An 11,719-nucleotide genomic window follows, 5' to 3' on the forward strand; every position below is an offset into this window, starting at 1 on the left:
CTAAGACAAAGATACCAGCTCTTGCGTATAGCTCTGTTTAGGCTGTGAGAAGAGCGATTGGGTTTCGCCTTGCTCCACAATCTCACCGTTTCGCATCACTATGGTGTAGTGGCAAAGGGATTTCACGACATGCAGATCATGGCTAATAAACAGATAAGTTAAACCATGTTTGACTTGTAACGATTTTAGAAGCTCTAAGATCTGCGCTTGGACCGTGCGATCAAGTGACGAAGTCGGTTCATCTAACAATATAAACTCAGGTTTAAGCACCAGCGCACGTGCAATTGCAATACGCTGACGCTGACCACCGGAAAACTCATTCGGGTAACGGAAACGTGTCTCTGGATCTAAGTCCACTTCGAGCATCGCTTTAACAATCGCAGCATCAATTTCCTGCTCACTCATTTCAGTGTGAACGTATAAGCCCTCTCCAATAACCTGAGCCACCGACATGCGCGGATTGAGTGCTGAAAATGGGTCTTGAAACACTACCTGCATTTTACTGCGATACGGCAGCATTGCTTTGCGATCAAGACCTTGTAACTCTTGACCTTGATAGCTGATCGAGCCGTCTGAGCCCACCAAGCGTAAAATCGCCATACCTGTGGTCGATTTACCGGATCCACTCTCGCCAACCAACCCTATCGAGTGACCTCGTTTAAGCTCAAATCCCATATTGGTGACCGCCTTAACATGAGAAACCACGCGTTTAAACAAACCACCAGTGATGGGAAACCATACTCGGAGCTGTTCTACGCTGAGCAAAGCTGGCGCAATTGACGAAACTTCAACTGGCAAACCTTTGGGATCAGAATCAATTAGCTGTTTGGTATAGGGGTGACTTGGCTGATTGAAAACCTGTTGGCAATCGCCTACCTCAAGCAATTGTCCATTGCGCATAACTGCAACGCGGTCGGCAATGCGGCGAACAATACTAAGATCATGAGTGATAAACAACATCGCCATACCCAGCTCTTGCTGCAACGATTTCAGTAAATCAAGGATCTGCGCTTGCACTGATACATCAAGTGCTGTAGTTGGCTCATCGGCAATCAATAGCTCTGGCTCATTGATAAGTGCCATGGCGATCATTACGCGTTGCCTTTCGCCGCCCGAGAGTTCATGGGGGTAAGCATTAATCTTGGCTTCTGGTTGGCGGAGTCCCACTTTACCTAACCACTCAATCGCCAGTTTCTCCGCTTTTCCTTGACGAATACCGCGGTGAATACCAACAATCTCGACCAACTGTTTGCCCACTTTATGCAGAGGATTGAGCGACACCATTGGCTCTTGGAAAATCATCCCGATACGTGCACCACGGATGCCGCGCAATTGGCGCTCACTGCACGCCAACATATCAATGCCGTCGAATTGGATTTTACCATTCAAATAATGAGATGAACCTTTAGGTAACAACTTAAGAATTGAGTTCGCGGTAACCGACTTACCCGAACCACTCTCACCAACCAAAGCTAGGGTTTCACCGCGTTTAATATCAAGCGAGACATCAAACGTCACTTGCTCAACTTTATTCGCTCTACCGAAACCCACCGATAGCGAATCAATCGATAATATTTTCTCACTCATGATTATCTACCTTGTTGGTGTGGGTCAAACGCATCACGCACGGCTTCACCGATAAAGACCAACAAGGTCAGCATCAGTGACAGCACCACAAATGCTGAAATACCAAGCCATGGTGCTTGCAGGTTTGCCTTACCTTGTGCCAATAACTCACCAAGTGATGGCGAGCCTGCTGGTAAGCCAAAACCGAGGAAATCTAACGATGTTAGGGTTGTCACCGAACCAGAAAGAATAAACGGCATCATGGTTAATGAAGCCACCATCGCATTGGGTAACATATGACGCAGCATGATGCGGCTATCGTTAACGCCCATGGCTTGAGCGGCGCGCACATAATCAAAATTACGGCAGCGTAAAAATTCGGCGCGTACAATGCCAACTAAGCTCATCCAACTAAACAGCACCATAATGCCGAGCAACCACCAAAAATTCGGCTCAACGAAACTGGATAGGATGATCAATAGGAATAATGTCGGCATACCAGACCATACTTCAATAAATCGCTGACCAAACAGATCAAGCCAACCACCGTAGTAACCTTGGGTCGCACCGACGGCGACGCCAATAATGCTGGAAATGATGGTTAGAACAAAGCCAAAAATGACCGAGATACGAAAGCCATAAATAATGCGAGCCAGAACATCGCGCCCTTTGTCGTCAGTGCCAAGCCAGTTCACACTGTCTGGCGCAGAGGGAACCGCTGCCACGACATTATAGTTGATGGTGTCATAACTAAAACGAATTAGCGGCCAGACAATACTGCCGCTCTCTTCAATTAATTCAATCACATATGGGTCGGTATAATCCGCTTCGCTTTCAAATTCACCACCAAATTCGGTTTCCGCATATTGATTGAAGATCGGCATATACCATTGCTGATCGTAGTGAACTAACAGCGGTTTATCATTGGCAATAAACTCGGCAAAGAGGCTTAAAAAAAACAAAATACCAAACACCCACATCGAGATTAAACCTCGTTTGTTGGCTTTAAATCTATTCCAGCGCGCTTCGTTAAGAGGATTGCGCATCTTAGTCTTTTTCGTCATTAACGCGCCTCAAAATCAATGCGAGGATCAACCCAGGTATAGGTCAAATCAGAAATAATACTGAGGATAAGCCCCAGCAACGTCATAATATACAAAGAGCTAAACACCACTGGGTAATCACGTTGGATGGTCGACTCAAACCCAAGTAAACCAATCCCTTCTAGTGAGAACATCACCTCAATTAGCATTGAACCGGTAAAGAAAATACTGATAAAGGCACTAGGAAAACCAGCGATGATGATAAGCATGGCGTTACGAAAAACGTGGCGATACAAAATGCTGCGTTCATCTAAGCCTTTGGCACGCGCCGTCACCACATACTGTTTGTTGATTTCATCGAGGAAAGAGTTTTTGGTCAACATACTTAGCGTAGCGAACCCACCAATCACCATGGCTAAAATTGGCAGTGCTAAGTGCCAAAAGTAATCAATGATCTGCTGATACCACGTTAATTGATCAAAGTTGCTCGACACTAGACCGCGCAGCGGGAACCAACTGAAGTAATTACCGCTGGCGAACAGGATGATTAGAATAATCGCGAATAAGAAACCGGGGATGGCATAGCCAACAATCACCAACGCACTTGACCAAATATCAAAGCGCGAACCGTGGTGAATCGCCTTCATGATCCCAAGCGGTATCGAAATCAGATAGATGATTAAGGTACTCCACAGCCCCAGCGAAATAGAGACAGGCAGGCGCTCTACTATCAAATCAATCACGTTGCCGCCTTTAAATAAGCTTTCACCAAAATTAAAGGTGGCGTAGTTTTTCAGCATATCGAAGTAGCGCTCATGCAGCGGCTTATCAAAACCGAATTGCTTTTTGATCTCTTCGACGACCTCAGGGTCGAGCCCACGAGAGCCCTTATAGCCCGTCGCCGTTGCTTCATTAGAGATATCAAGCTCAACTTCTGTGCCGCCACCAGCAAAACGCTCCATAATGCCTGAAGATTGACCTTCAATCTGTGCGATCGCCTGCTCCACCGGTCCACCCGGCGCGATTTGGATAATAAAGAAGTTGATGGTGATGATCGCCCACAGCGTAGGGATCACCAACAACAAGCGTCGAAATATATAGGCAGCCATTTATCCCTCTTTAACGGCGTTTTTCTGGTAAAAGCTCTGTTTTATCCTGCGAGATCCACCAAGTATCAATGCCCAAATCGTATTTAGGCATTACCTCTGGACGCTCAAACTTATCCCACATCGCAACTCGGTACGTGCTGATGTGCCACTGCGGAATAATATAGAAGTTCCATTGCAAAACACGGTCAAGCGCGCGACCAAGTGGCAGTAGCTTATCTGGGTGCTGCTGGTTCTTAACAATTTCTTCTGTAAGCGCATCCACCACTGGATCGTTGACACCTGCCGTATTGTAAGTGGAGTCCATATAGTTGGAGTTCCAAATGATCATTAGGTTTGGACTCGGGTATGGATTAGCTGAATAAGGTGACGACAACATATCAAAGTCGCGATCACGTAAACGCTTAATATACTGGGTGGTATCGACGGTACGGATCTTCATATCGATACCCATGCGTTTAAGGTTCTTTTGCAAAGGTATCGCGATGCGCTCTGTCGTCGGACTGTAAACCAAAAACTCAAATGCCAAAGGCTGACCGGTTTCAACATTGGTCATCACTTTATTGCGTAGCTCCCAACCTGCTTCTTTCAGCAGTTTAAATGCTGCACGCATTTGTGTGCGGATTCTTCCTGAACCATCCGTCACTGAAGGTTGATATTCTTGGGTAAATACGCGCTCAGGCACTTGTTGCTTGAATGGCGTCAGAATGGCAACTTCTTCCTCAGACGGCAACCCACTGGCTTCGTAGTCAGTGTTTTGGAAAAAACTGCGTGTACGTGAATACTGACCATAGAACATGTTGGCATTCATCCATTCAAAGTCCATGGCGTAGTTAATCGCTTCACGCACTTTCGGGTCTTTAAAGAACTCGCGTTGAGTGTTAAAAACAAATGCTTGAGTGGATTCAGGCTTTTGATGCGGGATCTCTTGCTTGACGATAAAGCCTTTATCAAAGTTTTGCCCGGTGTAAGAATTAGCCCAGAACTTTGCCGACGTTTCTAAACGGAAATCAAACTCACCTGCCTTAAACGCCTCAAGCATGACGGTGTCATCACGGTAATAGTCGTACTGGGTTTGCTCAAAGTTATAGCGACCCACATTTACTGGCAGATCTTTTGCCCAGTAATCTTTTACCAAAGTGTAAGTCACACTTTGTCCGACTTTATACTCGCTAACTTTATAAGCTGAGCTACCGACAGGAGGTTCAGAGAGTGGTTCAGAAAAGTTCTTATCTTGCCAAAAGTGTTTCGGCAATACTCGGGTCGATTGGGCAAAGCTGAACAGCTTCTCACGATTTGGCTTTGCCATCTCGATACGCACCAACAAATCGTTTTTAGCGGTTACTGACTTGATGTCTTCGTAGTAAACTCGATATTGAGGTACACCCTCGGTCATAAACTTATCGAAGCTAAACGCGACATCATGCGCGGTAATTGGCTTGCCATCATGAAAGCGTGCGTTTGGGTTGATCTCGATTTCCATCCAACTGAAATCGTCTGAGTAGCGAACTTTCTGTGCGATCAAAGGATAGAAAGCATCAATCTCATCGCTTGGGCTAAACATTAAAGTATCGTAAAGCTCCCCAGCACCACGCGCAGCAACACCGCGGGAGGCAAAACGGTTGAAATTGTCGTAAGTACCGACCACGCCATAGGTGATTTTGCCGAATTTAGGGGCGTCAGGATTGACGTAATCGAAGTGGATAAAATTGTCTGGATATTTGGCACTACCGAAGCCAACTAAAGAAGTACTTTCTATTACCGCCGACATCGCGGTTGAACTAACAAGCGTGAGCACGCTGCCTATCACTAAGCGTTGAAACTTCCCCATGGCTACTCCCTTAGCATTCTGTTTGTTTTAATAATTTTATTATTCAGTCACTTGTCCAAGTATATACCGAATTTTCAATTCGAGCATAAGCCAAACCAAGAGAATTTGTTATTTTTCATTTGCCTTGTTCATGTTGTCTGCCCAAACATTGGTACTTTTCATCGCTAAAAATAAACCCGCTGAATGCGGGTTTACTTGTCATTAAGCTCACCAATTCCGGCGTTACAGCATTTCTTTCGCCACTAACTGTAGCAAGAATGTTTCGCGCTCAATGCTCATGCCTTTCTTTGGGCTTTCCGCTATGGTTTTCTCATTATGAGCAATCGCTTCATGAATGTTTAACCAGACCGGTTTCATGCCATTTTTAATTTCATAATCTTCGTAAGCGGTTTCACCAAGTTCGCGGTCAATTTTGCACGTGTAGCAGTATGAGGTCATGTGCATCACATCCGCATCGTCTTTGTACCAAGGACGAAACTCTTCATAGATACCAAACGGCTTAATGTTGTGGATGTTCTGTGCGCCCGTCTCTTCTTGTAGTTCACGCACCAAACCTGCAATCACATCTTCATCTTCGTCTAAACCACCACCAGGAATGGTGTAGTCGTGATAGCGCTCGGTGTATAACAGCAAAATATCTTCACCATCGACAACAATCGCGCGCGCGGCTTTGCGTTGAAACACGGTTTTATCGTCTAGATGGTCAATCTCAGGATGAATTGTAGTTTGTAGGTGTCGCATCGTTTGTCTTGCTACTTATAGATTTAGGCAGAGATGCTACCATAGCGGCGATCGCATCGAAAACCCAATTTTTGCCAAGTATCCAACTATTGCATCTGCTCAATTCTGGAGATTCAACCTAAACCTACACTAAATTCATGGTTTATTTCGCTAGCAAACAGCGCTATTAATGATGCTAATTTATTCAAAGTTAGTACGAAGACTTATTTTCTAACGTAACGAACTTTATTGCTCATGACTTAACATTGAAAAGATAGGTTCGACTCTTGTTTCGGAATATCCTTGCTGAGATTCCTTTCTAGAGAGCCCTGTGAAGGAGAGGTATCTATGATAAATATCGCCTTGTTTAGTAGTAAATCTTACGATGAAAAATCATTCACAGAGGTCAATCAGACGTTTGGCTTCAAAATCCATTATCACGACTTTAGACTGACCACTAAGACCGCGCGCATGGCGCAAGGTTGTAGCGTAGTATGTGCGTTTGTGAACGATGATCTTTCCGCCCCCGTACTTGAAGAATTAGCGCGCCATGGTATCAAACTCATCGCAATGCGCTGCGCGGGGTTTGACCGAGTCGATCTCGACGCTGCCGAGCGCCTAGATTTGCAAGTGGTTCGCGTGCCAGCCTACTCCCCTGAAGCGGTAGCAGAACACACGGTTGGCATGATGATGTGTCTCAATCGTCGCTTTCACAAAGCTTACCAAAGAACGCGCGATGCCAATTTCTCACTAGAAGGATTAGTTGGCTTTAATTTTCACGGTAAAACGGTCGGCGTATTTGGCAGCGGTAAAATAGGCTTAGCAACGATGCGAATTCTTAAGGGCTTGGGCATGAAAATCTTATGCGTTGACCCTTACGAGAATCCTCTTGCAGTTGAGCTCGGGGTCACTTACTGCGACAAAGAAACCTTACTTAAATCCAGCGATATCATCACGCTCCATTGTCCGATGACACCAGAAAACCATCATCTGCTCAACCAACAAGCGTTTGACCAAATGAAAGATGGCGTGATGATCGTCAATACCAGCCGAGGCGAATTGCTTGATTCTGCGGCAGCAATCGAAGCACTCAAAAGAGGCAGAATTGGCTCGTTGGGATTGGATGTTTATGACAATGAAAAAGAACTATTTTTCCAAGACAAATCGAATGACATCATTGTTGATGATGTTTTCCGCCGACTCTCTGCTTGCCACAATGTACTGTTTACGGGTCACCAGGCGTTCTTAACTAACGAAGCCCTATCAAACATCGCTCATACCACACTGAGTAATGTACAAGCATTTAGCAATAATCAAGCGAGTGGCAACGAGCTGATCACTCACCAAAGTTAACCCGAGCACAAAAGAAAAAGGCTCTGAAATTTCAGAGCCTTACTTATCTATCTATTTACGTAATGCGTTGAGTTTAGCTTGGGCAATACCGTAAATCGTATCAATTGGATAGCTGCCCTCATCACTTGGCGTACCGGCTGGCTTACCGGTAAATATTTCAATCGCTTCAGTCACATGGTCAATTGCCCAAATGTTAAACTCTCCGCGTTCAACCGCTTTTACCACATCAGGGCGAAGCATTAGGTTGTGCATATTTGAACGAGGAATGATCACCCCTTGTTGATTAGCGCGCCCCTTGATGCCACAAACATCAAAGAAGCCTTCTATTTTCTCGTTAACCCCGCCGATCGGCTGAGACTCACCAAACTGGTTCATCGAACCAGTTATCGCAATATCTTGTCGGTTTGGTTGTTTGGAAAACGCCGAAACCACAGCACAGAACTCAGCCATACTGGCACTATCACCATCGACACCACCATAAGATTGCTCAAAGGTTATGGTAGTGGTTAACGGCACTTTAGCGGTTTTGCCAAAGACAGAAGATAAGTAAGCAGTTAAGATCATGACGCCTTTGGAGTGAATACTACCGCCTAAATCTACACTGCGTTCAATATCAATCACATCGCCATCACCGTAACAAGTTGTCGCGGTAATTCGGTTTGGCGCACCAAACATATACTCACTCGTACTTAATACTGATAGCGCATTCACCTGCCCCACTGCCGTGCCTTCGGTATGGATCAATGTTGTGCCATTAATAAAGCCTTCCATCACCGCATCTTTGAGGCGGCTAACGCGCAGCTCCTGATTCGATAATGCCTCTTCAACGTGGCTAGAGCGAATCATATTCGCATTAGCTTGCTTAGCAACGTAGTTAGACTCGCGCAGCAAATTGGCAATGTTGGCTGAGTGAAGCGACAGCTTATTTTGGTCGCCAGCCAGCCTTGAGCTGTGCTCAATAATGCGCGCAATGGCTTTGCGATCGCAGTGCAGCATATTGTTATCATGCACGACACTAGAGATAAAACGCGCATAATGCATCTCTGAATCTGAGGTTCGCTTCATCTCATCTTCAAAATCTGCTGTCACGCGGAAAAGCTCACTAAATTCTGGATCGTAATGTTGCAACAATTGATAAGTTCGGTAGTCGCCAAATAGTATGATCTTAACGTCCAGAGGAATTGGTTCGGGATCAAGCGAAACGGCACCGGTCAACGTCAGCTCTTTTTCCAATGAGGTAAAGCTCAGTTGGCGCGAGCGTAACGCTCGTTTTAGACCATCCCACACATAAGGTTGCTCCAGCACTTTCTGGGCATCCATCAAAAGCACACCGCCATTAGCTTTGTGTAAACTGCCAGCACGAATGAGCGAGAAATCAGTAAATACCGTACCTTTGTAAGTCGCGGTTTCAATGTAACCAAACAGGCTGTGGTAATTTGGATTTTCTTCGACAATCACCGGAAACTCACACGCTTTACGATTGACGAGAATGTTGACTTTGTAGCGACGTGGTAGCTTTTTATCGAGCGATGCTGCGGCAATCTCCGCCTGCTCATTGCCCTGCTCTAAGAAAATATCGGCGTTTTCAACTATGTCCTTTTTCAACTCAGAGAGATAGGTTTTAATCTCAGGGTATTGCGAGTAATCCGCTTTTAGCTGTTTGATAAAATGCGCAATAACATCAAGTGTGACGTCATCATTGAGCTTCTTGATTTTTTCACTAAACGTTTCTTCCCATTCCGTTAGCTCTCTAACCATGTTGCGCAGTTTGACTTCTAGATCATCGATAGAGTCACTAAATTGTTCTTGCTCTTTTTCAGACAGTTGGTCAAAGCTTTCCTCGGTGTGCAGCTCTTCACCGTCCATCGCGACAAACTGATAATCACCTTGCGTCGTCACCGTGAGGCTAATGTTCTTCTCTTTCGCCTCTTTACTGATCGATTCAAGCTCGACCGCTTGCTTTTGCGCTAACTGAGCTTTTAACTTTTCAGCACGTGTTATATAGAGCTCGTTGTCAAACGCCAGTGGCATCGCGACGACCAGCTTGGCAATCATTTTTTCAATGTCATGCTTGAACGTTTTGCCAACACCACAAGGTAGCTTAAGCACCTTTGGCGTACGATTATTCGAAAAATCAGAAACATAACACCAATCGTATAACTCTGAGGTATCGCTTTTGTGGCGGTTCAGATAACGTAAAATCATGGTTCGCTTACCAAGCCCATTTTGCCCGATAGCGTAAATGTTGTAGCCTTTCTCTTTAATTGACATCGCGAATTCAACGGCTTTCTGTGCCCGTTCTTGACCGACTATCTCATCAATTGGTGGCAAATCTTTGGTCGATTTGCTCGGGAGCTGTTCTAACTCCGTTGCGTGGTACAGTTGACTCGCTAATAGCTTTTCTATCGCCATCTCTATTTCCTTATCACAGAGCCTTCATATTCAACAGTCTAGTTTAATTTCATTTACATTTTAGTGACTTAGGCTGTAATCGAGTTCAACAGCTCAATTATTCACCAACAATAGAGCTAATGATATTTATTTGCAATTGATATTCGTTTGCATTTAAATATCTATCATTGAAGATTAGCGTCGTAACTCGTGGCGTATTGAGGAGTGAATCATCATGGATCTAAACCAGTGTTGGAACCACTATTTAAAAGCGGAGCAATTGTTAGAGCAAGGGCATTGGCCAGAAGCACAGTATCTATATGACCAAGTGCTGCATCATATGCCCACTCATATTCAAAGCGCAGTGGAAACCACCAAGACTAAGCCATGCCAGTTCGTCTGCTTAATTACTGGCTATCGAGATGCTGCGGTTTCGCAATCACAAATCCTTAATCGAATGGGTCAATATCAAGCTGCATTTGATTGTCTTAATCAAGCATACGCACTGCTGCAGTTTCTCTCTTTAGAAAATAATGATCTCATTCGTACTACCAACAATTTAGTTACCAAAGCAAGCGATGATTTACTGCAGCATATTGGCGCTTTTTGCTCTTCGCAGCGCAGTGCAAACTGGATGTTTGAATATGAGCTATTGCAAAAAGCGCAGCACTACTTTGATAACTTAAAACTTGCGCAAAACTTGTCAACTCGAGTTCAGGTACTCAACTAGAGCCGTTTCGTTACGACGTCACTAAAAGTAGTGAGCAATTTCTAGATAACGGTTTTTAATGTGCTCGATTAGCATTTTGACCTTTTTAGGAGGTTGGCGAGTAAACGGATACACAGCATAAATGCCTAGCCGCTTGCCCACTTGCTCAGGGAATAAATCAATAAGCTCGCCGTTATTGAGATCGTGATAAACCAAACAGCGTGGAACATAAGCAATACCATGCCCTCCCATTGCCGCTTTGCGCAGCGCGGTGGCATTATCGGTAGAGAAGTTACCTGAAACGCGAATGATATTGTTGCGCTTGGCAGCTTTAAATTCCCACTCGCTCGCGCCAGTCGTTTGATAGGCATATTGCAGACAATTATGGTTTAACAAATCATTTGGCTTCGCAGGTCGACCAAATTGGCTGATATAAGCCGGCGAGGCGCAAACTACCCATTGAGAATCGAGCATATGACGGGCAATCAAACTCGAGTCTTCCAAATAGCCGGTGCGGATCACAAGGTCATACCCACCATCAACCAGATCGACAAAACGGTTATCAAGCGACATATCTACGGTCAAACCTGGATGCAGGTTACAAAATTCGGACACTGCATCAGCCAAAAGTAAATCACCTGAAATAGTTGGCACCGACATTTTGATGTGTCCGGTTACTTTCTCGCCAAATCCCGATACCGAGTCTGCTGCCTCTTGCGTGGCTTGCTTCACATTTTTAGCACCTTGTAACAAAGCACGACCCGCCTCGGTCAAGGTCAGCTTTCGCGTCGTTCGGTATAGCAGTTGAACCCCTGCTTGTTCTTCTAAACGAGCAATTCTTTTGCTAACTACTGAATTTGTAAGATTATTTTGCTCAGCAGCTTTACTAAAACTTCCCAATTCGAATACTTGAGAAAATAGGATCAGGTCATCCGCGCGCATCAATTACACCATTTTTGGAACTAATAATTTTCATTATCTCCCTATATTAACAAAAAAT

General features: G+C 44.9%; 9 protein-coding genes. 2 read left to right on the forward strand and 7 right to left on the reverse strand.

The window, feature by feature from the left end; all coding sequences use genetic code 11:
* The 5 genes from DPF93_RS18845 to DPF93_RS18865 form a co-directional block, all read right to left on the reverse strand.
* Positions 1 to 1,587 (reverse strand): ABC transporter ATP-binding protein, encoded by a 1,587-nt coding sequence (locus tag DPF93_RS18845; RefSeq protein ID WP_114767591.1) that lies wholly within the window; start codon positions 1,585 to 1,587, stop codon positions 1 to 3.
* 2 nt (positions 1,588 to 1,589) lie between these two features.
* On the reverse strand, positions 1,590 to 2,630 hold the full coding sequence (locus DPF93_RS18850) for an ABC transporter permease (RefSeq protein WP_114767592.1): 1,041 nt from the start codon (positions 2,628 to 2,630) through the stop codon (positions 1,590 to 1,592).
* Entirely contained in the window at positions 2,630 to 3,718 is a 1,089-nt protein-coding gene (locus DPF93_RS18855; RefSeq protein WP_114767593.1) for a microcin C ABC transporter permease YejB, read from the reverse strand. The genes DPF93_RS18850 and DPF93_RS18855 overlap by 1 nt, the downstream gene beginning before the upstream one ends.
* A gap of 10 nt (positions 3,719 to 3,728) precedes the next feature.
* A complete protein-coding gene (locus DPF93_RS18860) occupies positions 3,729 to 5,486 on the reverse strand; it encodes an extracellular solute-binding protein (RefSeq protein ID WP_425275314.1) in 1,758 nt (585 codons plus the stop codon).
* A gap of 282 nt (positions 5,487 to 5,768) precedes the next feature.
* The gene (locus DPF93_RS18865) at positions 5,769 to 6,287 is read right to left on the reverse strand and encodes an NUDIX hydrolase (protein ID WP_114767595.1); all 519 of its coding nucleotides are present in this window, start codon (positions 6,285 to 6,287) and stop codon (positions 5,769 to 5,771) included.
* 327 nt (positions 6,288 to 6,614) lie between these two features.
* Between DPF93_RS18865 and DPF93_RS18870 the strand changes: the two genes are divergently transcribed.
* On the forward strand, positions 6,615 to 7,619 hold the full coding sequence (locus tag DPF93_RS18870; RefSeq protein ID WP_114767596.1) for a 2-hydroxyacid dehydrogenase: 1,005 nt from the start codon (positions 6,615 to 6,617) through the stop codon (positions 7,617 to 7,619).
* A 51-nt stretch (positions 7,620 to 7,670) separates the two neighbouring features.
* Here DPF93_RS18870 and DPF93_RS18875 read toward each other — a convergent pair whose 3' ends face one another.
* Positions 7,671 to 10,031, reverse strand: coding sequence for a Lon protease family protein (locus DPF93_RS18875; RefSeq protein WP_114767597.1), 2,361 nt, complete (start codon positions 10,029 to 10,031; stop codon positions 7,671 to 7,673).
* Positions 10,032 to 10,245: 214 nt separating this feature from the next.
* On the opposite strand from DPF93_RS18875, the gene DPF93_RS18880 reads away from it, so the two are divergent.
* Entirely contained in the window at positions 10,246 to 10,740 is a 495-nt protein-coding gene (locus DPF93_RS18880) for a hypothetical protein (RefSeq protein ID WP_114767598.1), read from the forward strand.
* A gap of 21 nt (positions 10,741 to 10,761) precedes the next feature.
* Here the strand turns inward: DPF93_RS18880 and DPF93_RS18885 are convergent, their stop codons facing one another.
* On the reverse strand, positions 10,762 to 11,661 hold the full coding sequence (locus DPF93_RS18885; RefSeq protein WP_114767599.1) for a LysR family transcriptional regulator: 900 nt from the start codon (positions 11,659 to 11,661) through the stop codon (positions 10,762 to 10,764).
* Positions 11,662 to 11,719: the final 58 nt, after the last annotated feature.

Origin of the sequence: Vibrio rhodolitus, assembly GCF_003350325.1 — a bacterium.
GTDB lineage: Bacteria > Pseudomonadota > Gammaproteobacteria > Enterobacterales > Vibrionaceae > Vibrio > Vibrio rhodolitus.